General features: G+C 67.5%; 32 protein-coding genes. 21 read left to right on the plus strand and 11 right to left on the minus strand.

The features are described from left to right. The first annotated feature begins 62 nt into the window (after positions 1 to 62). Genes V8686_RS09310 through V8686_RS09325 form a run of 4 tightly spaced genes read left to right on the plus strand, consistent with a single transcriptional unit; the run spans position 63 to position 4,647 of the window. Positions 63 to 551 carry an Lrp/AsnC family transcriptional regulator gene (locus V8686_RS09310; RefSeq protein WP_379703713.1) on the plus strand — a complete coding sequence of 163 codons (489 nt, stop codon included), beginning with the start codon at positions 63 to 65 and terminating at the stop codon, positions 549 to 551. Then, on the plus strand, positions 548 to 1,687 hold the full coding sequence (locus tag V8686_RS09315; RefSeq protein WP_379703714.1) for a pyridoxal phosphate-dependent aminotransferase: 1,140 nt from the start codon (positions 548 to 550) through the stop codon (positions 1,685 to 1,687). The genes V8686_RS09310 and V8686_RS09315 overlap by 4 nt, the downstream gene beginning before the upstream one ends. A 60-nt stretch (positions 1,688 to 1,747) precedes the next feature. Beyond that, entirely contained in the window at positions 1,748 to 2,473 is a 726-nt protein-coding gene (locus V8686_RS09320) for a DUF7504 family protein (protein WP_379703715.1), read from the plus strand. Between the two features lie 50 nt (positions 2,474 to 2,523). Beyond that, a complete protein-coding gene (locus V8686_RS09325) occupies positions 2,524 to 4,647 on the plus strand; it encodes a hypothetical protein (protein WP_379703716.1) in 2,124 nt (707 codons plus the stop codon). Here V8686_RS09325 and V8686_RS09330 read toward each other — a convergent pair. From V8686_RS09330 to V8686_RS09350, 5 genes are all read right to left on the minus strand, one after another. Further along, a complete protein-coding gene (locus tag V8686_RS09330; RefSeq protein WP_379703717.1) occupies positions 4,644 to 5,057 on the minus strand; it encodes a hypothetical protein in 414 nt (137 codons plus the stop codon). The genes V8686_RS09325 and V8686_RS09330 overlap by 4 nt on opposite strands. A 182-nt stretch (positions 5,058 to 5,239) precedes the next feature. Next, the gene (locus tag V8686_RS09335; RefSeq protein ID WP_379703718.1) at positions 5,240 to 5,821 is read right to left on the minus strand and encodes a HalX domain-containing protein; all 582 of its coding nucleotides are present in this window, start codon (positions 5,819 to 5,821) and stop codon (positions 5,240 to 5,242) included. A gap of 127 nt (positions 5,822 to 5,948) precedes the next feature. Further along, positions 5,949 to 7,445 (minus strand): IMP dehydrogenase, encoded by a 1,497-nt coding sequence (gene guaB, locus V8686_RS09340; protein ID WP_379703719.1) that lies wholly within the window; start codon positions 7,443 to 7,445, stop codon positions 5,949 to 5,951. Between the two features lie 86 nt (positions 7,446 to 7,531). Further along, positions 7,532 to 8,767: an ABC transporter permease gene (locus V8686_RS09345; protein ID WP_379703720.1), complete on the minus strand. Its 1,236-nt coding sequence runs from the start codon at positions 8,765 to 8,767 to the stop codon at positions 7,532 to 7,534. Continuing rightward, entirely contained in the window at positions 8,764 to 9,495 is a 732-nt protein-coding gene (locus tag V8686_RS09350) for an ABC transporter ATP-binding protein (RefSeq protein WP_379703721.1), read from the minus strand. The genes V8686_RS09345 and V8686_RS09350 overlap by 4 nt, the downstream gene beginning before the upstream one ends. 85 nt (positions 9,496 to 9,580) lie before the next feature. Here V8686_RS09350 and V8686_RS09355 point away from each other — a divergent pair, with 85 nt between their 5' ends. From V8686_RS09355 to V8686_RS09365, 3 genes are all read left to right on the plus strand, one after another. Further along, positions 9,581 to 10,615: a LolA family protein gene (locus V8686_RS09355; protein WP_379703722.1), complete on the plus strand. Its 1,035-nt coding sequence runs from the start codon at positions 9,581 to 9,583 to the stop codon at positions 10,613 to 10,615. Between the two features lie 105 nt (positions 10,616 to 10,720). Further along, on the plus strand, positions 10,721 to 10,903 hold the full coding sequence (locus tag V8686_RS09360; protein ID WP_379703723.1) for a hypothetical protein: 183 nt from the start codon (positions 10,721 to 10,723) through the stop codon (positions 10,901 to 10,903). 6 nt (positions 10,904 to 10,909) lie between these two features. Continuing rightward, positions 10,910 to 11,794, plus strand: coding sequence for a DUF5794 domain-containing protein (locus V8686_RS09365; protein ID WP_379703724.1), 885 nt, complete (start codon positions 10,910 to 10,912; stop codon positions 11,792 to 11,794). Here V8686_RS09365 and V8686_RS09370 read toward each other — a convergent pair. Then, positions 11,789 to 12,229: a universal stress protein gene (locus tag V8686_RS09370; protein ID WP_379703725.1), complete on the minus strand. Its 441-nt coding sequence runs from the start codon at positions 12,227 to 12,229 to the stop codon at positions 11,789 to 11,791. The genes V8686_RS09365 and V8686_RS09370 overlap by 6 nt on opposite strands. Positions 12,230 to 12,361: 132 nt before the next feature. On the opposite strand from V8686_RS09370, the gene V8686_RS09375 reads away from it, so the two are divergent. From V8686_RS09375 to V8686_RS09410, 8 genes are all read left to right on the plus strand, one after another. Then, a complete protein-coding gene (locus tag V8686_RS09375; protein ID WP_379703726.1) occupies positions 12,362 to 12,640 on the plus strand; it encodes an acylphosphatase in 279 nt (92 codons plus the stop codon). A 40-nt stretch (positions 12,641 to 12,680) separates the two neighbouring features. Beyond that, positions 12,681 to 12,884 (plus strand): hypothetical protein, encoded by a 204-nt coding sequence (locus V8686_RS09380; protein WP_379703727.1) that lies wholly within the window; start codon positions 12,681 to 12,683, stop codon positions 12,882 to 12,884. 61 nt (positions 12,885 to 12,945) lie between these two features. Further along, entirely contained in the window at positions 12,946 to 13,233 is a 288-nt protein-coding gene (locus V8686_RS09385; RefSeq protein WP_379703728.1) for a DUF4242 domain-containing protein, read from the plus strand. 74 nt (positions 13,234 to 13,307) lie between these two features. Next, complete coding sequence (gene lysW, locus V8686_RS09390; protein WP_379703729.1) at positions 13,308 to 13,472, plus strand: lysine biosynthesis protein LysW; 165 nt, start codon at positions 13,308 to 13,310, stop codon at positions 13,470 to 13,472. A gap of 459 nt (positions 13,473 to 13,931) precedes the next feature. Continuing rightward, positions 13,932 to 14,252: a 2Fe-2S iron-sulfur cluster-binding protein gene (locus V8686_RS09395; RefSeq protein ID WP_379703730.1), complete on the plus strand. Its 321-nt coding sequence runs from the start codon at positions 13,932 to 13,934 to the stop codon at positions 14,250 to 14,252. A gap of 11 nt (positions 14,253 to 14,263) precedes the next feature. Further along, entirely contained in the window at positions 14,264 to 14,872 is a 609-nt protein-coding gene (locus V8686_RS09400) for a rubrerythrin family protein (protein WP_379703731.1), read from the plus strand. A gap of 66 nt (positions 14,873 to 14,938) precedes the next feature. Then, positions 14,939 to 16,024, plus strand: a complete 1,086-nt coding sequence (locus V8686_RS09405; protein WP_379703732.1) for a DUF3179 domain-containing protein — start codon at positions 14,939 to 14,941, stop codon at positions 16,022 to 16,024. Beyond that, positions 16,017 to 16,574, plus strand: a complete 558-nt coding sequence (locus tag V8686_RS09410; protein ID WP_379703733.1) for a hypothetical protein — start codon at positions 16,017 to 16,019, stop codon at positions 16,572 to 16,574. Before V8686_RS09405 ends, V8686_RS09410 begins: the two co-directional genes overlap by 8 nt. On the opposite strand, the gene V8686_RS09415 is transcribed toward V8686_RS09410, so the two are convergent. Then, a complete protein-coding gene (locus V8686_RS09415; protein ID WP_379703734.1) occupies positions 16,565 to 17,143 on the minus strand; it encodes a DUF7344 domain-containing protein in 579 nt (192 codons plus the stop codon). The two genes, V8686_RS09410 and V8686_RS09415, sit on opposite strands and share 10 nt — an antisense overlap. 174 nt (positions 17,144 to 17,317) lie before the next feature. Here V8686_RS09415 and V8686_RS09420 point away from each other — a divergent pair, with 174 nt between their 5' ends. After that, positions 17,318 to 17,674, plus strand: a complete 357-nt coding sequence (locus V8686_RS09420) for a DUF555 domain-containing protein (RefSeq protein ID WP_379703735.1) — start codon at positions 17,318 to 17,320, stop codon at positions 17,672 to 17,674. Positions 17,675 to 17,827: 153 nt separating this feature from the next. Here V8686_RS09420 and V8686_RS09425 read toward each other — a convergent pair whose 3' ends face one another. Further along, the gene (locus V8686_RS09425; RefSeq protein ID WP_379703736.1) at positions 17,828 to 17,992 is read right to left on the minus strand and encodes a ribbon-helix-helix protein, CopG family; all 165 of its coding nucleotides are present in this window, start codon (positions 17,990 to 17,992) and stop codon (positions 17,828 to 17,830) included. An 85-nt stretch (positions 17,993 to 18,077) separates the two neighbouring features. Then, positions 18,078 to 18,557 carry a universal stress protein gene (locus tag V8686_RS09430; protein WP_379703737.1) on the minus strand — a complete coding sequence of 160 codons (480 nt, stop codon included), beginning with the start codon at positions 18,555 to 18,557 and terminating at the stop codon, positions 18,078 to 18,080. A 92-nt stretch (positions 18,558 to 18,649) separates the two neighbouring features. Here V8686_RS09430 and V8686_RS09435 point away from each other — a divergent pair, with 92 nt between their 5' ends. Continuing rightward, complete coding sequence (locus tag V8686_RS09435; RefSeq protein WP_379703738.1) at positions 18,650 to 19,069, plus strand: VOC family protein; 420 nt, start codon at positions 18,650 to 18,652, stop codon at positions 19,067 to 19,069. A 139-nt stretch (positions 19,070 to 19,208) separates the two neighbouring features. Continuing rightward, a complete protein-coding gene (locus V8686_RS09440) occupies positions 19,209 to 19,487 on the plus strand; it encodes a HalOD1 output domain-containing protein (protein ID WP_379703739.1) in 279 nt (92 codons plus the stop codon). A 45-nt stretch (positions 19,488 to 19,532) separates the two neighbouring features. Here V8686_RS09440 and V8686_RS09445 read toward each other — a convergent pair whose 3' ends face one another. Continuing rightward, entirely contained in the window at positions 19,533 to 19,883 is a 351-nt protein-coding gene (locus V8686_RS09445; protein ID WP_379703740.1) for a nuclear transport factor 2 family protein, read from the minus strand. A gap of 290 nt (positions 19,884 to 20,173) precedes the next feature. Between V8686_RS09445 and V8686_RS09450 the strand changes: the two genes are divergently transcribed. Both V8686_RS09450 and V8686_RS09455 read left to right on the plus strand, forming a co-directional pair. Next, complete coding sequence (locus tag V8686_RS09450) at positions 20,174 to 21,487, plus strand: hypothetical protein (RefSeq protein WP_379703741.1); 1,314 nt, start codon at positions 20,174 to 20,176, stop codon at positions 21,485 to 21,487. A 47-nt stretch (positions 21,488 to 21,534) separates the two neighbouring features. Further along, positions 21,535 to 23,799, plus strand: coding sequence for an NADP-dependent malic enzyme (locus V8686_RS09455; protein ID WP_379703742.1), 2,265 nt, complete (start codon positions 21,535 to 21,537; stop codon positions 23,797 to 23,799). Between the two features lie 35 nt (positions 23,800 to 23,834). Here the strand turns inward: V8686_RS09455 and V8686_RS09460 are convergent, their stop codons facing one another. Continuing rightward, the gene (locus V8686_RS09460; protein ID WP_379703743.1) at positions 23,835 to 24,269 is read right to left on the minus strand and encodes a universal stress protein; all 435 of its coding nucleotides are present in this window, start codon (positions 24,267 to 24,269) and stop codon (positions 23,835 to 23,837) included. Between the two features lie 108 nt (positions 24,270 to 24,377). On the opposite strand from V8686_RS09460, the gene V8686_RS09465 reads away from it, so the two are divergent. After that, positions 24,378 to 24,533 carry a DUF7563 family protein gene (locus V8686_RS09465; protein WP_166033678.1) on the plus strand — a complete coding sequence of 52 codons (156 nt, stop codon included), beginning with the start codon at positions 24,378 to 24,380 and terminating at the stop codon, positions 24,531 to 24,533. Positions 24,534 to 24,555: the final 22 nt, after the last annotated feature.

Consider the following 24,555-nt stretch of genomic DNA (forward strand, 5'->3'; position numbering starts at 1 on the left):
TCGTTCGGGACGGATACTGACGCGTAAGCAAACCCTTTCACGGAGGGCGCCGACGGGAACGTATGGCCGACAAGCTGGAGCTACTCGATCTACTCCTGGAGGACGCCCGTGAAAGCACGGCGACCATCTCGCGGCAGCTCGGCTGCGACGAGGCCGAGGTCGAAGCGATGATTGCGGACCTCGAGGACGAGGGTGCGATCCTCGGCTATCAGGCAGTCGTCGACTGGAGCCGCATCGAGGAGGACCACGTCGAGGCCGAGGTGGAACTCAACCTGGAACTCGACCGCGAGACGAAATACGCCGACGTGGCGGGTCGGATCGCGAAGTTCGACGAAGTGACGGCGCTTCGACTCGTCTCCGGTGATTACGACTTCGACGTGACGGTCGAGGGCGACTCGATGCGCGACGTCTCCATGTTCGTCTCCGAACAGATCGCTCCGATTCCGGAGGTAACCCAGACGGTCACGCACTTCGTCATGGACACGTACAAGAACCGCGGGCTGGAGTTCACCGACAGCGACGAAGACGACCGACTCTCGATTTCGCCATGAAGCTGTCCGAACGAGCCAAAAATACCCCTCCCTCGGGAATCCGACGCTTCTTCGAACTCGCCGAGGAGATGGACGACGTCATCTCGCTGGGCGTCGGCGAACCCGATTTCAGCGCACCGTGGAAGGCGCGCGCGGCCGCCATCCACTCCCTCGAACGGGGCCGGACATCTTACACTACCAATCGGGGGATGCTGGAACTTCGCGAGGCCATCGCGACTCACGTCCTGCGGTACGGCCTGGAGTACGACCCCGAGTCGGAGATTCTCGTGACGACGGGGGCGAGTGAGGCGGTGGATCTGGCGCTTCGCGCCCTCGTCGACCCGGGCGACGCCGTGGCGGTCCAGTCGCCGGCTTACATCTCCTACGGGCCGGGCGTGCGCTTCTCGGGCGGCGACCCCTTGCCAGTCTCGACGCGCGCGGAGAACGACTTCGTGCTCACCTACGACGACCTGGAACGGGCCGGCGCCGCCGACGCCGAGGTGCTGATGATCTGTTACCCCAACAACCCGACGGGGGCGACGGCGAGCGCGGACGAACTCGCCGACATCGCGGCCTTCGCGCGCGAACACGACCTGACGGTCCTCTCCGACGAGATTTATGCGGGGCTGACATACGAGGGAGACCACACGTCTATCGCGACGCTGCCGGGGATGCGCGAGCGGACCATCGTCTTCAACGGGTTCTCGAAGGCCTACGCCATGACCGGGCTTCGACTGGGATACGCGCTGGGTCCGAGCGAGGCCATCGACGCGATGAACCGCATCCACCAGTACACGATGCTCTCGGCGCCGACGACGGCCCAGTACGCCGCCATCGAGGCACTGGAATCCTGTGACGGCGACGTCGAGGATATGCGAACGCAGTACGACCGTCGTCGCCGGTTCGTCATCTCCCGATTCCGCGACATGGGGCTCGAGTGTTTCGAGGCGACTGGGGCGTTCTACGCCTTCCCAGAAGCGCCGTACGACGACGAACAGTTCGCCGAGGACCTGCTGCAAGAAGAGGGGGTCGCCGTCGTCCCCGGCCGCGTCTTCGGCGAAGAGGGATACGGACACCTCCGCGTCTCCTACGCCACGGGGATGTCGGATCTGAAGGAGGCGATGAACCGCATCGAGCGGTTCCTCGGGAGTCGGTGAGGTCGGCCGGGCACTCGAATATACCAAGTATTATTTGTGTCCGTTCCGTGAGGGGAAGTGATGGTTGCGGGTGGTGGGATGGGACCCGACGACGAGGGTATCAGCTTCGCCCATGCCTTGGCGACGTTGAAAGAGCAGGGGAGTGCGCTCCTCGTCGTGGGATCGGTACCGGAAGAGATGTTCGCAACGGCGTCGACGACGATGCTCGGCGACCCGGGCGCGGATCCCCCGCGCCGCCGGCTCGTCGTGACGCCGGAGTCGAATCGAGAGAGTGCGCAGCGTCGGCTCCGTCGAACCGGACCGCTCTCCTCGGAGTACGCACGACTGATCACGCGGGGCGGGCAGGCCCGAAGCGCCGCCGCGGGGACGCGACCGCTGGACGAGGTGACGCCTCGGACCCACGGCATCGACGGATCGATCCGCGAACTCGGCACGACGGTCGCCGAGGTGATCGAGGAGTTCGATCTGTTCGCCGGCGGACTCGAACCCGCGGAGTTCCGGATGGCCTTCGACTGTCTGCCGACGCTGCTCGCCGCACACGGCCGCGAAACGACGTTCCGGTTCCTGCACGTCATGATCGCACAGGCCCGGTCGGCGTCCGGACTGGTGCACTTCCGACTCCCGCGAGACGTGACGTCGGAGGCCGTCAGGCTCTTTCAGCCGCTGTTCGACGCCACCGTCGAACTCCGGATCGAGGGGGACGGACTGGACCAGCGGTGGCACTTCAGGGACCGGGACCTCACCTCGGACTGGCTCCCGGTCGCCGAGCAACCCGCGGACAATTGATAGACAACCAACAATATGCTTTTGTGTACGACGACTGACTCTATCGTACGATGAGTCGAACCGAGCGGCCGGATCGGCCTCCCGTGGAGACGGACGGCGACCCCCTCGAAGTGTCGTTCTCCACGCCCGACGACGAACCGGGACTGGTGGTCACCGATCTCATCGAACGCAACCAGTTCCGGTTGTTCACCGACCGCCCGGTTTCGCCGACGCCCGTCGACCCCGACGGCCACCGCTTCCCAATCGACGCGGCCGTCACCGTCGGGGCGGCGGCGATCGAACTCCCGACGGTCGTCTCGGTGTACGTGCGGGACGACACGGGCCGGATGCTCGCCGAGACGGAGCACTCCGCCTACGAGGAGTTCCCGCCGGGAAGGTACAGCCTCGAACTCTGTGGTCCGATCAAGATCTATCTCCGCGTCGAGGGGGGCGTCACGGTGGTCTCGGACGTGAATCGGACGCGTATCGAGTTCGACGGCGAACGCGAGGTCCGCGTTGGGGCGCGCTCCCACCACGAGGGACCCGCGGCGACGATCACCACGACCGGCGATCCCGTGGACGTGATGACGGCCGTCTCGGAGTTCTCCTCCGCACTCAAGACGACCTCCCCCGAGCGGTCGTATCCGACGCTCCGTGGCCACCCGCCGCTGGTCGAACTCGGCGACCGCCTCCAGATCCCCGACGGCATCGAGGCGCCCGAGACGGGCGTCAGACTCGAGCTCCCACCGGAGTATCGGTCCATCTACGTGGCGACGCCGCTCGCGTACTACGTGGCCGCGGAGGTGGTCCCCGGCGACCGTCCTCGGCTCGTGACCGACTCCGGGTTCGAACACGACCTCGATACGATGCGCGGATTCGAGACGGAGGTCGAACGCGTTCTCAAGCAGACGTTCTTCCTCGACTGTGTGACTCGGACGGAAGGGTACTACTCGGTGGACCTGCACGAGCGATCGGCCGTGGAGACGGACCTGGATCTCGACTTCGAGTGGCTGTACGACCAGCCGCTCGCGACACAACTAGAGCGGTATCTCCAGATCCCGTTCGGCGCCGTCGAAGAGGCGGTTCCGGAGTGGCGGCTCACCTCTCACGTCGCGCCCACCCCGGAGAACGTGGAACTGCTGCCGTTCGTGACCAACGACCTCGCGGTGGTCCGGACGCCCCGGAACGAACCGACGCCGAGTTCCGAAGTCCAGACGGCCGCAGCCGACGAGTTCTTCCGAGATTCGACGTTCACCCGGAGCGCGGCGGCCGACGGCTCCGCACGGTCCTACGTCCAGCCGGAGACGGCGGACTCTCTGGAACAGTCCTGGGTCGGCGAGGGCGCGCCGATCGGAGCCAGCAAGGCCACTTCCACTGCCTTCTACAACCGACTCGATCGAACGCCCGCCGACGACGGGGACATCGGGATCACGGTCGTCTGCAACGACCGGCGGATGGCCGACGAACGTGACGTGGTAGACGAGGTGTACGGCTCCCGGGAGGAACTCCCGTTCGACGTGCGCGTCCACCACGACCTGACGCGGCGGGAACTCCGTGGCGTGCTCTCGGCGGAGGCGGATCTCCTCCACTACATCGGCCACATCGACGCCGAGGGATTCGAGTGTGCCGACGGCAAACTCGACGCGACGACGCTCGGGACGGCCGGCCCCGACGCCTTCCTGTTGAACGCCTGTCAGTCCTACGAGCAGGGATCGGCTCTCATCGACGCCGGGGCCATCGCAGGTATCGTCACGCTCTCCGACGTGATCAACAGCGGCGCCGTCCGGATGGGACGGATGCTGGCCCGTCTGCTCAACCGGGGATTTCCGGTCGGGAGCGCCCTCGAGATCGCCCGCGACGATTCGATCATCGGCGAGCAGTACACCGTCATCGGGGACAGTAGCCTGTCGCTGGCGCGGACTGACGGTGGCCCACCGAACGTCTGTGCCGTCCGCCGTCTCGACGATGGCTACGAACTCGACTGGCAGACCCATCCCTCGACGCGCGTCGGGATGGGCAGCATGGTGATGCCGTGGATCAACGACGAGAACCAGTATCACCTCTGGTCGGCAGCCTCCAAAACCTTCGAGATGACGCGTGAGGAGCTACGGCAGTTCCTCTCGCTGGAGACGGTACCGGTGAAAATCGACGGAACGCTCGTCTGGAGCGACGAACTGGACTTCGCGAAGCTTTAAGGTCCGGAGACGGCGCCACCGTTGCCGTCGGCAGTGTAGGGTCCGGAGACGGCGCCACCGTTGCCGTCGGCAGTGTAGGGGCCGGAGACGGCGCCACCGTTGCCGTCGGCCGTGTAGGGGCCGGAGACGGCGCCACCGTTGCCGTCGGCCGTGTAGGGGCCGGAGACGGCGCCACCGTTGCCGTCGGCCGTGTAGGGGCCGGAGACGGCGCCACCGTTGCCGTCGGCCGTGTAGGGGCCGGAGACGGCGCCACCGTTGCCGTCGGCCGTGTAGGGGCCGGAGACGGCGCCACCGTTGCCGTCGGCCGTGTAGGGGCCGGAGACGGCGCCACCGTTGCCGTCGGCGACGGTACCGGATCGCTGGTTCTCTTCGGGGGACGTTGCCATCGTGCTGCTGTCGCGTTCGGACATTGCAACTGGACTGTCCGCCGCTCGAAAAATATAATTTTTCGAGAATATCTGATAGTAAATATAATCAATTAAATCCGTTGACTACTGACATAAAATGATCTGGATCGAAAATCGACAGACGGCAGGGGTATCAGGACACGGACGATGGAGGCTCGGCAGGAAACGTGTAACTGAATCTACTGTTATTCGTCGCTGTCACGTCCGAGATCCTGATAGACGAGTGTCAGGTCGTCGGACTCGCTGAGTTGTGCGAGTTTGTCGTCGAGTTCGGCCCGCAGGGACGCAATATCGTCGAGGAGTTGCTGGTACTTCTCCGACTCTTCCGACGCTGCCTCGCTCGTGTCGGATTCGAGGAGCGCCTTCTTCGAGGCGAGTGAGAAGAGCCGCTGGACGCCCTCGTCGTACTCGTCGCGGACGAGGAGGTTCGACACCGTGCGGGTGAGTTCGCCCCGCGACACCGGCTTGACGAGGTAGTCATCGAAGCCCATATCGATCACGTCGACGTCGGGTTCGACGGCCGTCACCATCGCCACACGGCAGTCGAGTCCCCGTTCACGGATGGCGTCGAGCACTTCGTCACCCGACAGGTCCGGCATCCGTCGGTCGAGGAGGACGACGCGGATTTCGTCGTCGAGTTCGTCGAGCGCCGCCCGTCCGTCGTTCACCGTGCGCACCCGGTAGGTCCCGGCCAGCCACGTCGTGTAGAGTTCGGCCAGGTCACGTTCGTCCTCGACGACGAGGACGAGGGGGGCATCGTCGCTCATGTGTTCCTCCGAGGAGGAGTGCGACCACTCACGACTCCCAATGAATCGTCGGAGTATATCAAAATACCCCTTGCGGAATCGACTCAACGTAGCGATTCCGGCGGTATCGTCGCCGGATTCGGTCGCTTTACTCCTGCGGGCTGTAGTTGGGTGCCTCGTCGGTGATCATCACGTCGTGTGGGTGGCCTTCGGTCTGGCCCGCGGCAGAGACGCGGACGAACCGGGATCGCTGCTTGAACTCGGGAATCGTCGACGCGCCGACGTAGCCCATCCCCGACTTCATGCCACCGACGAGCTGGTGAAGTTCGGACGCCAGCGTCCCCTTGTAGGGGGTGGCCGCCTCGACGCCCTCGGGGACGAAGCCCTCGTCGTCGTCCTCCTCTTTCAGGTACCGGTCCCCGCCGCCGGAGCGCATCGCGCCGACCGATCCCATCCCGCGGTACTGCTTGTACTTCTTCCCGTTCATGGTGATGACACGCCCCGGGGCCTCCTGAGTGCCCGCGAAGTACGAGCCGAGCATGACGGCGTCGGCGCCGGCGGCGACGGCCTTGATCGCGTCACCCGAGTAGCGGATCCCCCCGTCGGCGATGACCGGCACGTCGTGACGGCTGGCCACGTCCGCTACCTCGGAGACGGCGGTGATCTGGGGCATCCCCGCGCCCGTGACGACTCGGGTCGTACAGATGGATCCCGGTCCGATGCCGACCTTCACGCCGTCGGCGAAGTCGACGACGGCCTCCGCGGCCTCGCGGGTGCCGATGTTGCCGACCACCACGTCCGCGCCGACCGCTTCGCTGATCTCGCGTGCGCTGTCGATCACGTTCCGGTTGTGGGCGTGCGCGCAGTCGATGAAGAGTACGTCGGCGCCAGCGTCGTCGGCCGCCGTCGCCCGGTCGTCCTCGAAGGGACCGACGGCGACACCGATCCGGAGGGCTCCGTTATCGTCGCGCGCGGCGTTCTCGTGTTCGCGCCGCTGGAGGATGCCCTGCATCGTGACCAGACCAGCGAGGCGGTCGTCGTCGTCGACGATGGGCACTCGTTCGATCTTGTGGTCGTACATGAGTTCGAGGGCCTCGCGCGCGGTCACGTCCTCGCCAGCAGTGATGACCTCGTCGGTCATCGCCTTGCGTACCTCGTCGGACTCGCCGACCTCCAGGTACGGCCGGATGTCCGTCCCGGAGATGATGCCGAGGACCGCGTCGTCCTCGTCGACTACGGGAGCGCCGCTCACTCCCTCGCGTTCCATCATCTCGTCCACCTCCCGGACGGTCTGTTCCGGTCGAGCCGTCACCACGTTGTTCCGACGGATCACCAGTTCGTCGGCTCGTTTGACGCGCTCGATTTCGACGACCATCTCCTCGATGTCCATGTTGCGATGGAGAACACCGATGCCGCCGTTGCGAGCCATCGAAATCGCGAGGTCGCTTTCGGTCACCGTGTCCATCGCTGCCGACAGGATCGGGATGTTGAGGGTGACGTTCGTGGAGACCCGCGTCGACACGTCGGCCTCGTCGGGTTCGACGTGGCTCTCCATCGGACGGAGGAGTACGTCGTCGAACGTCAGCGCCTCCGGTACCTGCAGTTTCGCCGAGAAAGGTTCCGAATCGGGAACGTCGTTCGCCATGTAAACCGTCGTCTCGCCGCCCGGAAAAACGTTGCGAGTCGCCCGTTTCGGCCGCCTCGGCGCGTGAGACCGCGTGTCACCGTCGCTCACTCGTATCGGAGCGCGTCGATCGGGTCCACCCGCGCTGCCCGCCAGGCGGGGTAGAGCCCCGCGACGACGCCAACCACGACGCCGACCACAACCGCCGTGGCCGTCCACGCCGGCGCGAGTGCGAACCCCACGTCCGCGTACCGGGTCGCCGCGTACCCGACGGCGACGCCGAGGGGGAGCGCCAGCACCGCGCCGATGGCGCCGAGCAGTCCGGCCTCGACCAGAAACAGCGTCATCACGTCCCGGTTCCGCGCGCCCACGGCCTTCATGACTCCGATCTCGCGGGTTCGTTCGGTAACGCTCACGAGCATGATGTTGGCGATACCGATGGCCCCGACGACCAGCCCGATCACGGCCACGCCCGTCACGAACCGCGTGATTCGGTCGATCACGGCGCCGATCCGCTCGACGAAGTCACCGCTCGTTTGTGCCACGAGCTCCGTCCCCCCCGGTTTCAGACGGCGGGCGTCCGACTCCTCGCGGAGGTACGTCTCCACGGCGGCCTTCGTCGCCGCCGTCGTCGTCGGGTCGCTCACGACGGTCACCTGCGGGTAGGCCCGCTGACGCACGCCCACGCTCGGACTCTCGACGACCGTCCGGTAGAAGGGATCGACGGGGACGTACACTTGCGCACGGTTCGCGAAGTCGCTGACCGGCAACTCCCCTTCGGTGCCGTCGACGATGCCGACGACGGTCACCTCGGTCGTCCTATTTCCGGCCAGGGAGAGGGTGAGGCGGTCGCCGACGGAGACGTTCGTCGCGAACGCCGTCGCCGCCCGCTCGTTGAGGACCACCTCGTTCGCCCCCGACCGGAACCCGCGACCGGCGACGATGGACTCCTCGTCGAACGTCTCGGGCCGGGTCGCCGTGAGCCGTTGGCGAGCGATCGTATCCGACTCGTGGGTGATCGAGTTCGCCTCGACGATCCCCCGTGGGATGACCCGTCGCACCCCCTCGATCGATTCGAGTTCGCGCACGTCGCGGGCCGTGAACACCGGCTGGATCACCTGATCGAACCCGTCGTCGTCGGTCGGGGTCGCGAAGACGTAGACGTTGTTCGCGCTCGACCCCCCGATGTCGCTCACGATTTCGGCCTCGACGCTCGCGCCGAACGTGGCGAAGACGATGACCGACGCGATACCGATGACGAGACCGACCACCGTCAGCGTCGACCGAAGCTTGTGGCTCCGGATCGACCGGAGGGCGATCCGAGCGGACTCGGTCAGCTTCACGCGTCGTCCCCCAGATCCTCGATCCGTTCCAGTTCACCGTCGCGGACGTGGACGATCCGGTCCGCTCGCTCGGCGACGTGGCGCTCGTGGGTCACCAGCAGGATGGTGTTGCCGGCGGCGTGCAGTCGGTCGAAGATGTCGAGGACGCGCCCACCGGTCTCGGTGTCGACGTTGCCCGTCGGCTCGTCGGCCAGGACGAGCGCCGGATCGGCGACCAGCGCCCGAGCGATGGCGACGCGCTGACGTTGTCCGCCCGACAGCTCCGTGGGGAGATGGTCGGTTCGATCCCCGAGGCCAACGTCCGTGAGCAGTTCGCGGGCGCGCTCCCGGCGCTCCGCTCGGGGCACCCCGGCGAACACCAGCGGGAGACCGACGTTCTCGACGGCGGTCAGCCGCGAGAGGAGGTTGAACGTCTGGAAGACGAATCCGATGTCCGTCCCCCGGAGTTCGGCACGGGTCCCGTCGGAGGCCGTCGACACCTCCTCACCGGCCACGACCACCCGCCCCTCGGTCGGCGTATCGAGCGCCCCGATCAGGTTCAACAGCGTGGACTTCCCGGAGCCGCTCGGCCCCATCACGGCGGTGTACGATCCCTCCGGGAGCGTCAGCGAGACGCCGGCCAACGCCTCGACGACCCCTCCCACGTCGTAGGTCTTGTGGACGCCCGAGAGCTCGACGACGGGGCTCCCCGCCCCGGCGCCGACGGTCACGTCCGCGTCGGCGGTCATCGCCCTCGCTTCGGACGGGACGCTTATGAGTCGTGTGCCCAGGGGGCGGGGGAACCTTCTTTGAAACGCGACCGTACTAGCACCCATGCGACCGACATTCGGCGGGTGGCGGCGACTGGCCCTCCTCCTCGTCGTGCTGACCGCGCTCGCGGCCGTCGCCGGCGCCGCGACCACGAACGGTCAGCCCTCCGGGCAGGCGGTCCTCAACGACACGCGCGACCACTACGCGAACGCCGAGAGCGTGGTCGTGACGGCGAACGTGACCGTCAGCAACGAGAGCGCGAACCGAACCGCAACCGTCGAGTTCGCCGCGGCGGGCAACGAGTCCCGGACCGTCGTCGCGGCGGACAACGCGACGTACCGGACCGGCGTCAACGAGACGGTCGCCTGGTACGTGGGTCCGAACCGGACCGCCGCTTGGGAGCGTGACGCAGTCGGCCACACGACCGGCGTGGAGTACGCCGGGAACGCCTCCACACCGAACGACTTCGCCAACTGGTCGGCCGCCGACGCGAACGCCAGCGTCGAGTACCTGCGTCGCGGCAGCGACGACGGGACCGACGCCCACGTCGTCCGGGTGGTGCCCGAGGACGGGGACGCGGACGCGACGCTCTGGGTCGCCACATCGGACGCTCGACTGCTCCGAGCCGAGGTGACCGACGGCGAGAACTCGACCGTCGTCGACTACCGTGAGTCGCAGGTCAACGTGAGCGTCCACGGGAGCACCTTCGACCCGCCGGGTGACCGACTCTCCATCACGTCGGTCGACCGCTACGACACCTTCGACGCGGTCCAGACGAACACGAGCTTCGACCTCCCCCGACTCGACGCCGAGTTCGGCAACGCCACCGCCCTCACGCGGGCCGACGGGACTCACGTCGCCCAGCGGTACCGCGACGACGGCGACGACGTGACCGTCGTCTCGACGACGACCGACCGCGAATTCGACCGGGGTTCGGCGAACGTCACGAACGTGACGGTGAACGGTCACGACGCGAACGCGACGACCGTCGACGGCGTGGCCGTCGTCTACTGGGAGGCCGACGGCGTGACGACGGCCGTCGTCGTCGAGGGGAGCGAGGACCGCGCTATCGACTTAGCCCGACGCCTCGACCACTAGGAACCCCCCGGTGCGAGCGGTCGCGCGGGCCGTGTGACGGCAGTTTGCGGTCGTGTGGTCCCATCCCACGCAACGTTTAATACTGCCGTGGCCCACTTTTCGAACATGGCTTCGAAGCGTTCCATCGCCACGCGCACTGCCGCTCGGACGAGTTCCATCCAGGACTCCGGCATCTCCTTTACAGCGCGGGCGAACTTCAAACGCTTCGGAACCGACGGAAACGTCACCGACCGCGGCGATAGGTCGAGGACGTTACACCACCGGTCGGCCGATGGTTACGGCCGCTAGCGTGGCATGAGCGTCTCTCAGCATCCGGTCGCGCTCCGCCTCGAGCGACAGGTCGGCGGTGCGACCAAGCTCCTCGCCACGGTGATGATGCTCCCGCTGATCGACGGGATTTTCCCGGCGCTGATCCTGGCGGGCGCGCTCACCTACCCGTTCGGCATTCTCGAAACCGGTCTGCTCATCTTCGGCGGCTCGGCCACCGTGGCCGTCGTCCTCGCCGAGATGGACGGCTCGCCCCGTGAGCGGATGCGGACCATCGCGCTACTCGGCCTGGTCTTGCTCCCGGCGGCGGCCGTCGAGGCGGCCCTGGCCCCCACCGTCCAGAGCCTGGTCGACATGGCCGTCTTCCAGCGCTTCGCCGGGCTGGTCATCCTGACCGTCGCCGCCAAGACGGCGAGTGCCCGGGTCGGCGAGTATCTCCCCCGGCCCGCGGTCATCATCGGTCTGGGGCTGATCGCCAGCCTCCAGCCCACCGGCGCGTCGGTGACCTTCGTCACCGATCCGGGGCTCGTCGCCCGGGGCGTCGCCGCGGCGGGCGTCGGCGTCGGGTTCGCCATGCTGGTCGCGGCCCTCGGGCCGGTCCTGCAGGAGTCGGTCGACCTCGACCTGTTCCGGTTCGGGAGCGCCGTCGCCCTCGGGATGCTCGCCCTCTCGGTCCTGGGCCTGATGCCCACCGAGGCCCCCGTCGCGCTCGGCGTCCTCTGTGTGACCGCCGTGTTCTCCTTCGACCCCGACGGGTCGATCCTCGGGGACGACGAGTCCGCCGACGCGGAGAGCGACACCGAGGACGACGCGGACGCCGGCCCGACCCCCGAGGCCGCCGACGCGGCGGACGACGAGGGCCGGTCCTCCCCGTTCCCGGTCGAGGAGGAATCCCGCGCGCCCTGGCTATGAGTCCTCGGCTGACTCGCCTCGAACCGTGAGGACGGGTATCGGTGCGGACCGAACGATCCGTTCGGTAACGCTTCCCAGCAGGTAGCGGTCGATGCCGCGTCGGCCGTGTGTACCCATCACGATCAGGTCCACGCCGTTCTCTTCCGCGTAGTCGAGGATCGAGCGGTGGACCGTCCCCTCGACGACGGCCGTCTCGACGTCGAGATCGGCCGTCTCGGCGGCCGTCTCGACGGTCCCTACCGCCTTCTTCCCCTCCTCGCGGAGCGCGTCGACGACCACCGACGCCCTCTCCTCCAAGAGTCCGTAGGAGCCGGTGTCGACGACGTAGAGCGCGTGAACCCGGGCGTCGTACTGCGAGGCCAAACTGACCGCGTGGTCGACTGCCGCCGCCGAGGCGTTGCTCCCGTCCGTCGGCACCAGTATGTCGTGGTACATACACGAACCTACGACGGCCGGGAGGTATAGAATTGTTGCAACATCCCGACATTTTTTGGGCGGGATTCACGCTCGGGCGGTCCGACTCGCCGACGCTTCGGATTTTTACCGGTGGGTCCCGAACGGGTGTTCATGAGCGAGCGAGTTCGGGCCCGTGTCTACGTCTCCGGCCGGGTCCAGGGCGTCTACTACCGGGCGAACACCCGCGACGCCGCGCGGGCCAGGAACGTCGACGGCTGGGTCCGCAATCGTCGGGACGGCCGGGTCGAGGCCGTCTTCGAGGGCACCGAGGACGCCGTCGAGTCGATGATCGAGTGGTGTCACACCGGGAGTCCCGCAGCCACCGTCCGCGACGTCGACGTCACGTACGAGGACCCGGAGGACGAGACGGGGTTCGCCATCCGTCGATGAGTGTCCAACCGCCCTGTGGGACGGTCGTGGAGCGGTCCCGGTGACCGGCGTCGTCAAAGCCGTGGCCGGTGCCGTCGGCGGCGTGGGTCTGGCCGTGACGCTCGGTGCCGGCTATCTCGTCGTTCGTGGTCCCTTCCTCGGCGGCCCCACGCTGGCGCCCCGGGCGTTGCTCGCGACGCTCGGGGCCTTCGTCGTCGGCGTCACCGTGGCGGCGTGGGGACTGACCCGCTACGCGCGCCTGTGAGTGTGCGGGCAGGCGATTCCGGGAGTAGCTTTATTGTCGACCCGAACAGTCTCCATCGTACATGAAGGACTACCTGATCCTCCGCGAACTGGACGACCCGATCAGCCGTGAGGACCTCCACGGAGCCGCCGAGAAGTCCGGCGAGGCGCTCGAAGCCCTCCGATCCGAAGGTGTCGACATCCGCTGGGTCGACTCCGAGGTGCTGACGAACGACGACGGCGAGGTGACCGGCACCTTCTGTCACTACCAAGCCGAGAGCGAGGACGCGGTCCGCGAACACGCCGACCGTGCGGGCCTGCCGGCGACCCGAATCGACCGCCAGGGCGAACCCCTCGCCGGCGAGGACTGATCGGGCTGGCGGGCCGTACGCCGGCTTCGAAAGGCATGCTTCAAGTCCCCCCACCACGAACGCCCGGACGAACTATGCCCGAGTGCGTCGAATGCGGGGCCGAGGTGACCCTGCACGAGGATCTGGAAGTGGGAGAAATCGTCGACTGTGGGACCTGTGGTGCGGAACTCGAAGTCGTCGGTCTCGACCCCGTCGAACTGGACGCCGCCCCGGAACTCGAAGAGGACTGGGGCGAGTAATACTGTCGGCTGTTCTTGGTTCGAGGGAGTCGCTACCCTGGGGTGGCGGCTCCCTGTCGACCGACGGCCGGTAGTATACGACCGCCGAGTTCCTTCTGCGATCCGTCGTCACCGCCGAGACGCGTCGCCAGTCTCGGTTTCGCCTTCCCAATCACCGCGTTTCGGCGGCCCGGCGACTGGCGACGTGGAGTCGATAAAAGACCACTCGCAGGCATCCGGGGGCCGTGAGTACCCCTACCAACTGCCCCCGAACTCCTGCGTCTCGTTACGAAGCGGGGCCCGAAATGATATATATCTTGTGTCAGACGCAGGTCGGACACGTCGGTTCAGTGGCGTGTGAGTGTCACACACGGACGAACTGGTCATCGTAACGTCGGCCATGTGGCTCTCCCCGTCTCGCCGTGTGGGGCTCCCGGACGGGAATAAAGAGTTTTGCCGGGGTCACGCGTAGGTCGGCGCATGACCGAGTACACCGTCGAGTTCGTCGGCACCGGCGAGACGATTCAGGTGTCCGACAAGCGAACCATCCTGCAGGCGTGTCTCGACGCCGGCATCGCCCAGGAGTACTCCTGCCGGGTCGGGATGTGTCTGGCCTGTTCCGCGAAAATCGTCGAGGGAGAGGTGACCCAGCCGGCGGCCCGCGCCCTGACCGAGGAGGAGGCGGAATCCTACGCGCTGACCTGCATGGCACGCCCACAGAGTGACCTGGTTCTCGACCGTGGGAAGTATCCGCCGAGCATCGAAGTGGCGGCCACCGACGCGGCCGCCGCCGACGATTGACTGCGAGGTCCATGGACGCCGCCGACCTCCGGACCTCCCTCGAAACCGACTACGCCGTTGCCCTCGCCCGTCTCGGCTCTCGGGACTTGCTCGTCGCACTCTCCGGCGGTGATCCCCGCCCGTCCGCCCTGTTGTGCGCCGCCGCCGACAGCGAGTACGCCGCCCGCGAGACGTTTCGCGAGTGGGCCGACACCACGGCCGACGACGCCCTCCGAGACGCCTTCGCCGCCGTCGCGGCACAGGAGGACGACCACTTCCACCGGGTTCGGGCGGTGATGGACGCCCCCGACGACCACCGACCCACCGGATCGGGACCGATGCACGCCTACCTTCGCGGCCGCGAGGACCCCATCCACCGCGTCGCCGGTGGGATGGTCGGGCGGACGCTCGTCAGCCTCCGGACCCACGGTCGGCTGATCGACTTCTTCGACGGTCGCGACGCCGACGCCGAACGCCTGTTTCGGGAACTCCGCGCCGAGACGGCCGACTGTCTCGACGACGGTCTGGCCACACTCGACGCCCGGGCGTCGGCCGAGGACTGGGAGGCGGCCCTGGCCGTCGCGGGGTACACCATTCGTCTCGCAGCCGACGACCTGGCGGACGCCCTCCGCGAGACGTGACGCCCCCGTGTGCCCGCCGCGCACCGCCGTGGTACGCTTTTTGCTCGGGAACACCAGGTCGGTGGTATGCAGTACCGATACACACGACGGGAGGTAGCGACGCTCGCCCTCGGTGCTGCGACGCCTCTCGCCGGCTGTCTCGGTGGATCCGCTACCTCCGAGGGATCGTCGGCGAGGACCGACACCGCCCCGCCGCCGCGCCGCGGTCCGCCCACGGCAGATCGGTCCCCCTATCTCGCTTACGACCGGCGGCGACTCCGCGAGAACGTCGTCTCCGGCGGCGTTCCCAAAGACGGCATTCCCGCCGTCGACGACCCGCAGTTCGTCGACGCGTCCGCGGCGTCGCTGCGGGACGAGGACATCGTCTTCGGCGTCCTCCGCGGCGGGGCGGCGACGGCCTACCCACGAAAGCTCCTCGTTCACCACGAAATCGTCAACGACCGGCTGGACCGCGTCCCCGTGAGCGTCACCTACTGTCCGCTCACCGGGACGGCGATGGGCTTTGAGCGTGGCGACACCTCCTTCGGCGTCTCGGGTGACCTAGTCAACAGCAACCTCCTCATGTACGACCGGGCGACCGACAGCCGGTGGCCACAGATGCTCGCGACGGCCATCTCCGGGCCGCTGGCTGGGCAGTCGCTCCGCGAGTTCGGTCTCGTCTGGACGACTTGGGAACGGTGGCGCGGCCGCCACCCCGGCACCCGGGTGCTATCGGAGGACACCGGATACGTCCGGAACTACGGCGTCGATCCCTACGGCTCCTACGGACCGAAGCGAGGGTACTACGCCCGCGATTCCACGATGTACTCGCCGCTCGCGACCGACGACCGTCTCGGGGCGAAGGCGGTGGTCGTCGGGGTCCGAACGGACCGCGGCGCCGCGGCGGTCACGCACGCCCGCCTGCGACGGCGCGGCCTCGTTACCCTCTCGGTCGGCGACGACCGCATCCTGGTCGTACACGACCCCGACCTGGACGCCGCCTACGGCTATCGTCCGTCCGCCGGCGCCGACGTCTCGGCGACGGCCGACGGCGTGGCCGTCGACGGAACTACCCACCCACCGGCGTCCCTCCCGTTCGAACGACACCCGGCCGTCGAAGCGATGTGGTTCGCGTGGGCGGGGTTCTACCCCGGGACGGCTCTCCATGCGTGACCGACTGCGTCGGGTCGTGGCTGGGGTCCACGCCGCTCTCCGTCGGACCGACGGGCAGGCGGCCTTCCTCCTCGGCACCGTCGGCTATCCGTTCCTGTATCTCGGCTCGCTCGGGCATCTCGCCCTCGGCGGGCGGGGATACGCCGTCCGGGCCGTCGCCGACCCGGTCTCGCGTGCCCTGGAGCCGACCCGGGCGTTCTCGTTCGAACCGGTCGCGAGCGTCGTAATCGAGCCTCTCATCCTCCTGGTGTCGCCGCTCGATATCGGTCTCGCAGTCTCCTTCGGCGTTCTCCTCGGCTGCAACCTCGCCATCGGGGTCGTCGCCTGGCGCTCTCCGGCCGCCTGCGGCATCGAGGGATCCGCGGGTGTGTTCGCGGGTCTGCCCGCCTTGCTGACCGGCGCGACCTGTTGTGGTCCGGCCGTCCTTCTCGTCCTCGGCGTGGGCGCGACCGGGCCACTGCTCACAGCGCTCGGATACGCGACGCCGGTGACGGGACTGGCCCTCGTCGGGAGTCTACTCGTCGTCGCCGGACGCCGCCCTCATGACTGACGGGCCACTTCCGGTGGCTCGCCGCTGCCGCGCAAGCCGTTCGAACGGTAGTTGTGGACGGCCGCGGAGACGCTGAAGAGGGCGACGATCACGGTCATCCAGGCTACCGGCGGCACGCTCCCGAACGGGGGGACGTTCAGCCAGACGGCGACGACGACTGCGGCCGACACCGCCGACAGTCCGAGATAGTACTGATCCCACGACAGTTGCTCCTCGCCGACCACCTCCAGGTAGATGTCCAGTTCGTCGGCGGCGTCCGTGGGGGTGACACGGCCGCTGTCGCGGTCGAAGCTCACCAGCCCGGTCCGTTCCAGTTTCGGCAGGTGGGACTGCTGGAGGGCGGTGTAGACGCGCTTGCGCTCCGTCGGCGTCACCTCGTTTACCGCACAGCCGTTCTCCCAGGCGGCAATCTGGTCGGCCAGCGAGCCGATTGTCGCCGTCTCGTCACGCAACAGCGCGTAGAGCGCGTATCGACGCCGTCGGTTCGACAGAATGTCGAACACCTCCTGTTCGGTCGGTTCGGTCGGCCCGTCCGTGGCCGCCGCCCCGTCGTCTTCTCCCAGTGGCACTGCCCCCCTCTGTCCACTCATCGGTGATTCGATACATGGATGGTGGCTACCGGGCTATTAAACTTCGTACTCGATATACAATATCTGTGACACGTTGGTGACGGCCGACCGTGCCGGCCGGGGCTGGGAGGGACGAACCACAAGACACGAGGTACTCCACGGCGTGGCCGACGTATGAGCAACTATCTCGTCGCGATGGAGGCCGCGTGGCTGGTTCGTGACGTCGAAGATGTCGACGACGCCATCGGCGTCGCGGTTAGCGAGGCTGGGAAACGCCTGAACGAACAGGACAAGGAGTACGTCGAGGTAGAAGTCGGCGTGACCCCCTGTCCGGCCTGTGGGGAGCCGTTCGATTCGGCCTTCATCGCCGCCGACACCGCGCTGGTAGGGCTCCTCCTCGAAATCGAGGTGTTCAACGCCGAAGGCGAGAACCACGCCACCCGCATCGCGAAAAGCGAGGTTGGGGGTGCGCTCCGTGACGTGCCGTTGTCGGTGATCGACGTCGCCGAAACCGAACCCGAGGAGGACTGAGCGCCGAACCGCGCCGGAATCACACCTGCGGCTGACCTTCCCTCGCGAGCGTCGCCGCTCGCCGGGATCCAGTCACGATTCCTCGCGCCGTCCCGTCCCGTCCGTCTCGTACGGACTGGTGTCAGTCAGTACCGGCCGTTACACCACCCCGTATCACTCGTCGCGTGTCTTCAGCCACTCGTCGAGGAGGGTCCGAATCGCGGCCGCACGGTTCTCCCGGTGGTCGGCGAAGGCGATGTCGTCGACGGCGTCGAGCGTCCCCTCCTCAAGTTCGACGGTGACCGTCTCCATCTCCGCCAGTCCGTCTCCCTCGTCCATGTGCTAGTCGGCACGCGAGAGAACTACAAATAGCTCCGTCAGACGGCCGTCCGGCGCGCGTGTGACTCCGCGCGGGCGACCGATCTCACCGTCGTTCGTCCCGGTCGGAGAGGCCCCCGACCGTCGACGGGTCCGTGTGTCGGACGATGACCACGTCGTAGGCGTCGTCGGTGGCGACGGTTTCGCCGACGCTGCTCAGGGTCGAGACCAGTCGTCCGGCGTTTTCGCTGCCGACGAACACCATCGAGGCGTCCTCCTCTCGGGCGATCTCGCGAAGCCGACTCGCGATCCGTCCCGGCGTCGCGTGGCGGCCGACCGTCTCGTAGCGGAACTCCGCGTTCGGGGCGGTCTCCGCCACGTCCTCGTGGAGCGCCGCGACGACCGCCTCGCGCTCGAAGGGTTCGCCGGGGTCGAGCCACCCCCGCTCCCGGGCGTAGGACGCGTTCCTCGACGGGATCACGCTCACCGACACCACGTGCTCGTCGAGTACGGAGCCGAACGTTACGGCGCGAGCGAGCGCGGCCTCGGCCAGGTCCGATCCGTCGAACGGAACGACGAACGTCATACCCCGTACCTGCGGACGCGCGCTCTAAGGGGTTCCGGTCGGTCGGGCGTCGGATCGAAGCCGCTTTGTCACCGGCCCTCCGCCGAGGGCACGTGACTCGACTCGCTGCACACCACTTCGGCGTGACCGTCTCGGATCTGGACCGTGCCGTCGACTTCTACCGTGATGCCCTCGGTCTCGGGCCGTGCGAGCGCTTCAGCGTCGCCGGGGAGGCCTTCGCCGACGCAGTCGACGTCGACGGGGCGACCGGTCGGTTCGCCCACTTCGACGCCGACGGTGCCCGGATCGAACTCGTCGAGTACGACCCCGAAGGCGTCGAGGCGACCGGCGACGCGATCAACCAGCCCGGCGCGAAACACCTGGGGCTCGCCGTCGACGACCTCGACGCCTTCTACGCCGACCTCGACCCGACCGTCTCCACGCTGAGCGAACCACGGACGACCGAGAGCGGGACCCGCATCTGCTTCGTCCGCGACCCGGAGGGAAACCTCGTCGAGATCCTGGAGGCGTGAACGTGTCTGTCACCGTGTTAGTTCCAACCGTGCACCACTCGACCGCCGGTCCTCGACGACGGATCACCGCCCAAACTGCCCGGGGTACCCACGATTCGGTCGGAGCCCCCTCACTCACGGGGGTACCCTTCGGGGGACGATGATCGACTCGGACGGCACCCACCCCACCTGGGACGCCGACAGGCGCGCCTACGTGACCCGATTCGACGGGACGGGACGCCCGCCGAGCGTCGCCGTCGCCGTCGCCGTGGCGGCGGTCCTCGACGAGTCCCCTCGTCCGCTGTTCGACTACGTCGACCCCGACGCCCTCGACGACCTGTTCGTCGATTCGGCCGAGTCGACGACGATCACCGTCGACGTCGACGGCGCGGTCGTCACCGTCCGCGGCGATGGCCGCGTCTTCGTCCGGCCGCCGTGACCGTGCGACTTCTGGACGTGGCCGGAGCGTGTGAACGGATGCCGGCTACGACTTCGGCTCGACCTTTCCCGCGAACGTCTGTCGATGAATCGTGCCGTCCTCCACGACGAACGTGTCAGTACAGAACTCGTAGTCGTTCTCCGGTGTCTCGCCGTTCCAGACGATGTACGCGTACTCCTCCTCGACTACCTTCTGGTCGAGGTCGATCCGCGACCCGTCCTGAGAGAACTCCTCGAACAGTCCGGCGAACAGGTCTTCGATTTCGTCGAGTCCGCGAAAGACCCCCATATTCGTGATGATCACGGAGTCGTCCGTGTAGTCGGCGAGCGTCTCGTCGAGGTCCTGTGCAGTGAACGCGTCGAGGTGGTGGTCCAGCACGTCTTCGGTCGTTGTCATCGGTGTAACACCGTCCTCCCGTTTCGGGCACACTGTCATGAACGTTACCCGCAAACGTGGAGGGGCGCTCGGGCGACGACCCCCGGCTCAGCCGAAGTAGATGATGGCGAACGCGAGCGCCGCCGAGAGGAGAATAAACGCCATCAGGTAGTCGAAAAGTCCCTCGGGCGTCGTTGACGGTGGGAGGTTCATGACGATGCGCTACGGTATCACGGATCAAGAGGTTGTCGATCTGCCGACAGGAAGTCGGCCAACAGAGCTAATTGGTCGCCGTTCCTCCCACTCACCGAATGTCCTTCACGCGACGGGGAGTTCTCGCAGCGGTCGCCCTGGCCCAGTCGAGCCTCCTCGGTGGCTGTTTCGGCGACTCCGACGGAACGACGGCCGACACCGGCCCGCCGGGTGGCGGGCCGGCGGCAACCACGACAGAGACACCCGCCCCGACGACGGCCGAATCGACGGCGACGTCCACGTCGACGCCGACGGCGACGCCCGTCGCTCACGCTGACCTCGCGGCGGCGACGACGACCATCCTCTCGGAGTTCGAGTGGTTTCGAACCGAGTACGACGCCGCGATCCGGCGGTTCCAGACCACCGTCAACGGCGTCTTTGGCGTCCTCGAGGACCTCGAAACGGCCGACCAGTTGACCGACTCGGACGTGACGGCGTTCCGCGAGGCGACCACGAACGTCGCCGACTACGTCCAGGCCAACCTCGTCGACCACTTCGAGGTCGTACCTCCGTTGCGGGTCGGGAACAACGTGTTCGCCCGGGACCTAGAGCGCGGCGTCACTCGCGGCGACGAGGATATGCAGGCGACGACCATCTCCCGGGCCCGGGTGTTCTACCAGCGGGTCATCTCCACTCCCTACCTGGAAAACGAGTTCTCGCGGCGCCCCGTCTACGGGCCGCTGTACGACATGCTGGTCCCGGACGGATCGTCCGACCGACTCGTCGCCCTCGCGAGTGCCGAGGACGGCTTCGTCACCTGGGCACACCCCGATCGTACCGAGTCGACGGCGACCGACGGCGTCGATCAACACACCCACGAGTTCCCGAGCGGGCACCGGACGTACACCCACGCCCACAGTCACTCCACGCCCCACTCGCTCAACGAACACACGAACGAACCGCAGTACAACGAACTGTACGCCTACGGCGACGACGGGGTGGCTCTCCTCGAAGACACGACGTCGTGGCGCGAACGGCTCGACGACTTCGAACCCGCCCTCACCGGACTCTTCGGCCCGGCGATGTCCGACGACCGGGAGTACGGCGTCACCCTCATGATCGGCACCACCGACGCGAACTTCACCGCGGAACCGCTCTATCTGGAGCGTTTCGCCACCCCCGAGGCGGCCCGTGCCGCCGTCGCCCCCTCGGCTGACGACCCGGTGACCGCCGAGGGAACCGCTTCCTTCGCCGGCCGCCGCTGGGACCGGGTGTTCTACGACCTGGACGGCACGACCATCTACGCCTATCGCTTCCGCGCCGGCGCGGCGGTCATCACCGCGCTGCCTTCCGACATCTCGTGGGAGCGCCGGCCCGAGTGGACCTCGGGGTTGGGGTCGACCTGGATCGCCTCGCCGCCGGACGGTCAATAGTCGCCGCGGCTGGCACGTTTTATCACACGACGCCCCGAGTCGTCGACATGGGACTCGACGAAGACGCTCTCGACTACCACCGGCGGGAGCCGCCGGGGAAAGTCGCCATCGAGACGACGAAACCGACCAGCACGCAACGCGACCTGAGTCTGGCGTACTCACCCGGCGTGGCCGCACCCTGTCGGGCCATCGCCGACGATCCGACCGACGCCTACACTTACACCTCGAAGGGTAACCTCGTGGGGATGGTGTCGAACGGGTCGGCCGTCCTCGGCCTGGGCGACATCGGCGCGCAGGCGTCCAAGCCCGTCATCGAGGGGAAGGGCGTCCTGCTCAAGCGCTTCGCCGACATCGACGTGTTCGACTTCGAACTCGACACCGACGACCCCGACGCCATCGTCGAGGCGGTGTCGCTGACCGAACCCTCCTTCGGCGGCATCCACGTCGAGGACATCAAAGCGCCCGAGTGCTTCGAAATCGAGGAACGACTCCGCGACCGGATGGACATCCCCGTCTACCACGACGATCAGCACGGCACCGCCATCGTCTCCGGGGCGGCCCTGCTCAATGCCGTCGACATCGTCGACAAGGACCTCGCGGACCTGGAGGTGGCCTTTGCCGGTGCCGGCGCGAGCGCCATCGCAACCGCGGAGTTTTACGTCTCGCTCGGCGTCCCCCGCGAGAACGTCACGATGGTCGACTCGTCGGGTATCGTCACGACCGACCGCGCCGAGGCCGACGACGTCAACGCGTACAAAGCACGGTTCGCCCGCGACGTCCCGGCCGGCGACTTGGCCGACGCCATCGACGGCGTCGACGTCTTCGTCGGCCTCGCCGTGGGCAACCTCGTCGACGGGGAGATGGTGCGGTCGATGGCCCGCGATCCCGTCGTCTTCGCCATGGCGAACCCCGACCCCGAAATCGGATACCACGAGGCCCGCGAGGCGCGCGACGACACCGTCATCGCCGCCACGGGCCGGTCGGACTTTCCGAACCAGGTCAACAACGTCCTCTGTTTTCCCTTCATGTTCCGGGGCGCCCTCGACGTGCGCGCGACCGAAATCAACGAGGACATGAAAGTCGCCGCGGCCCGCGCCCTCGCCGCCCTCGCCCGTGAGGACGTCCCCGACGCGGTGGCGAAAGCCTACGGCGACGAACCGCTCCGCTACGGCCCGGAGTATCTCATCCCGAAGGCCCTCGATCCGCGTGTGCTGTTCGAGGTCGCCCCCGCCGTCGCGCGGGCGGCTATCGAGAGCGGCGTCGCCCGCGTCGACCTCGATCTGGACACCTACCGAGAGGACCTCGAAGCTCGCCTCGGAAAGGACCGCGAGATGATGCGGATCATCCTGAACAAGGCCAAGACCGACCCCAAGCGCGTCGCCCTCGCGGAGGGGACGAACGCGACGACCATCCGCGCCGCCGCCCGGATGGTCGAGGAGGGCATCGCCCACCCCGTCCTGCTCGGCGACCGCACGACGATCGAGAGTCGAATGGCCGACCTCGGTCTCGATTTCGACCCCGAAATCGTCGACCCCGCCGAGGCCGAGGCCCTCGGTCGGTACGCCGACCAACTTTACGACGCCCGCAAGCGCAAGGGCCTGACCCGGGTCGAGGCCGAGGATCTCGTCCGCACCGACACCGACTACTTCGGGAGCGTGATGGTGGAGTCGGGCGACGCCGACGCCCTCCTGACGGGACTGACCCACCACTACCCCTCGGCCCTGCGCCCGCCGCTACAGGTCGTCGGGACGGCCGAGGACGCCGACTACGCGGCCGGCGTCTACATGCTCGCCTTCCGGAATCGCGTCGTCTTCGTCGCCGACACGACGGTGAATCAGGACCCCGGATCGGCCGAACTCGCCGAAATCGGCCGGCACACGGCCGACCTGGCCCGCCGGTTCAACGTCGAACCGCGGGCGGCCTTCCTCTCGTACTCCAACTTCGGGAGCGTCGACAACCAGGGGACGCGCAAGCCCCGTCGTGCCGCCGACCTGTTGCGCGAGGACCCCGCGGTCGACTTCCCGGTCGACGGCGAGATGCAGGCCGACACCGCGGTGATGGAGGATATCCTCGAGGGCACCTACGACTTCGCGGAACTAGAAGAGCCGGCGAACGTGTTGATCTTCCCCAACCTGGAGGCCGGCAACATCGGCTACAAACTCCTCCAGCGACTCGGCGGCGCCGACGCCGTCGGCCCGATGCTGGTCGGGATGGACAAGCCGGTCCACGTCCTCCAGCGCGGCGACGAAGTGAACGATATCGTCAACCTCGCGGGCGTCGCCGTCGTCGACGCACAGGAGCGCGACGGCTAGGTCAGTCGTCACCGCACAGGAGCGCGACGGCTAGGTCAGTCGTCACCGATGTTGATCACGAACACCGGTACGGTGGCGTTCTCGACGACGCGGTCGGTGACGCTCCCGAGGTGCGCGAGGCGGTCACGCCCCGTCCGGCCGTGGGTGCCCATCGTGATGACGTCGACGTCCGCCTCCTCGGCGTAGTCGAGGATGGTCTTGTAGGGGATGCCCTCGCGCACGTCGGTCACGACGTCGAGCCCGGCGTCTTCCGCTCGCTCGGCGACGGCCGCGACGGCGTTCTCGCCCCGGTCGGTGAGGCGGGCGACCAGGTCGTCGCGGTCCTCGTCGGCCGCGAGTTCGAACCGTCGGTCGACGACGTAGAGCGCGTGGACCGTCGCGTCGTGGTTCCGTGCCATCTCGATGGCGTGGTCGAGCGTCCGATCGACTCCCTCGCTCCCGTCCGTCGGGACGAGTATCGCGTCGTACATGATCGGTCGTTGGCTCCGGGGTCACTTGAATGGCGGCGGCCCGCCGCCGTCTCTCCGAGTGTGAGTGGCCGTAACGTACATGATGGTTCCCGTCACTCATGCGAACGTATGCCGAGCTGTCAGAACTGTGGCTCCTTCGTCACGGACGACTACGTCCGGGTGTTCGCCCCGACTGGCATGACCGAACCGCGTGTCTGTCCGAACTGTGAGGATCTGGTCCGCGACGGCGCGGACGTGCGACAGGCACGTGCGAGACGCACCTAATCGTTTAACCCTCCCGGCGTCC

It is taken from the genome of Haloplanus litoreus (assembly GCF_045690335.1).
GTDB lineage: Archaea > Halobacteriota > Halobacteria > Halobacteriales > Haloferacaceae > Haloplanus > Haloplanus litoreus.

Excerpts from the sequence above, each read along its gene's own strand:
- V8686_RS09310 (WP_379703713.1), top strand. The coding sequence starts at position 63 with ATGGCCGACAAGCTGGAGCTACTCGATCTACTCCTGGAGGACGCCCGT.
- V8686_RS09315 (WP_379703714.1), top strand. The coding sequence starts at position 548 with ATGAAGCTGTCCGAACGAGCCAAAAATACCCCTCCCTCGGGAATCCGA.
- V8686_RS09320 (WP_379703715.1), top strand. The coding sequence starts at position 1,748 with ATGGTTGCGGGTGGTGGGATGGGACCCGACGACGAGGGTATCAGCTTC.
- V8686_RS09325 (WP_379703716.1), top strand. The coding sequence starts at position 2,524 with ATGAGTCGAACCGAGCGGCCGGATCGGCCTCCCGTGGAGACGGACGGC.
- V8686_RS09330 (WP_379703717.1), bottom strand. The coding sequence starts at position 5,057 with ATGTCCGAACGCGACAGCAGCACGATGGCAACGTCCCCCGAAGAGAAC.
- V8686_RS09335 (WP_379703718.1), bottom strand. The coding sequence starts at position 5,821 with ATGAGCGACGATGCCCCCCTCGTCCTCGTCGTCGAGGACGAACGTGAC.
- guaB (WP_379703719.1), bottom strand. The coding sequence starts at position 7,445 with ATGGCGAACGACGTTCCCGATTCGGAACCTTTCTCGGCGAAACTGCAG.
- V8686_RS09350 (WP_379703721.1), bottom strand. The coding sequence starts at position 9,495 with ATGACCGCCGACGCGGACGTGACCGTCGGCGCCGGGGCGGGGAGCCCC.
- V8686_RS09355 (WP_379703722.1), top strand. The coding sequence starts at position 9,581 with ATGCGACCGACATTCGGCGGGTGGCGGCGACTGGCCCTCCTCCTCGTC.
- V8686_RS09360 (WP_379703723.1), top strand. The coding sequence starts at position 10,721 with ATGGCTTCGAAGCGTTCCATCGCCACGCGCACTGCCGCTCGGACGAGT.
- V8686_RS09365 (WP_379703724.1), top strand. The coding sequence starts at position 10,910 with ATGAGCGTCTCTCAGCATCCGGTCGCGCTCCGCCTCGAGCGACAGGTC.
- V8686_RS09370 (WP_379703725.1), bottom strand. The coding sequence starts at position 12,229 with ATGTACCACGACATACTGGTGCCGACGGACGGGAGCAACGCCTCGGCG.
- V8686_RS09375 (WP_379703726.1), top strand. The coding sequence starts at position 12,362 with ATGAGCGAGCGAGTTCGGGCCCGTGTCTACGTCTCCGGCCGGGTCCAG.
- V8686_RS09385 (WP_379703728.1), top strand. The coding sequence starts at position 12,946 with ATGAAGGACTACCTGATCCTCCGCGAACTGGACGACCCGATCAGCCGT.
- lysW (WP_379703729.1), top strand. The coding sequence starts at position 13,308 with ATGCCCGAGTGCGTCGAATGCGGGGCCGAGGTGACCCTGCACGAGGAT.
- V8686_RS09395 (WP_379703730.1), top strand. The coding sequence starts at position 13,932 with ATGACCGAGTACACCGTCGAGTTCGTCGGCACCGGCGAGACGATTCAG.
- V8686_RS09400 (WP_379703731.1), top strand. The coding sequence starts at position 14,264 with ATGGACGCCGCCGACCTCCGGACCTCCCTCGAAACCGACTACGCCGTT.
- V8686_RS09405 (WP_379703732.1), top strand. The coding sequence starts at position 14,939 with ATGCAGTACCGATACACACGACGGGAGGTAGCGACGCTCGCCCTCGGT.
- V8686_RS09410 (WP_379703733.1), top strand. The coding sequence starts at position 16,017 with ATGCGTGACCGACTGCGTCGGGTCGTGGCTGGGGTCCACGCCGCTCTC.
- V8686_RS09420 (WP_379703735.1), top strand. The coding sequence starts at position 17,318 with ATGAGCAACTATCTCGTCGCGATGGAGGCCGCGTGGCTGGTTCGTGAC.
- V8686_RS09425 (WP_379703736.1), bottom strand. The coding sequence starts at position 17,992 with ATGGACGAGGGAGACGGACTGGCGGAGATGGAGACGGTCACCGTCGAA.
- V8686_RS09430 (WP_379703737.1), bottom strand. The coding sequence starts at position 18,557 with ATGACGTTCGTCGTTCCGTTCGACGGATCGGACCTGGCCGAGGCCGCG.
- V8686_RS09440 (WP_379703739.1), top strand. The coding sequence starts at position 19,209 with ATGATCGACTCGGACGGCACCCACCCCACCTGGGACGCCGACAGGCGC.
- V8686_RS09445 (WP_379703740.1), bottom strand. The coding sequence starts at position 19,883 with ATGACAACGACCGAAGACGTGCTGGACCACCACCTCGACGCGTTCACT.
- V8686_RS09450 (WP_379703741.1), top strand. The coding sequence starts at position 20,174 with ATGTCCTTCACGCGACGGGGAGTTCTCGCAGCGGTCGCCCTGGCCCAG.
- V8686_RS09455 (WP_379703742.1), top strand. The coding sequence starts at position 21,535 with ATGGGACTCGACGAAGACGCTCTCGACTACCACCGGCGGGAGCCGCCG.
- V8686_RS09460 (WP_379703743.1), bottom strand. The coding sequence starts at position 24,269 with ATGTACGACGCGATACTCGTCCCGACGGACGGGAGCGAGGGAGTCGAT.
- V8686_RS09465 (WP_166033678.1), top strand. The coding sequence starts at position 24,378 with ATGCCGAGCTGTCAGAACTGTGGCTCCTTCGTCACGGACGACTACGTC.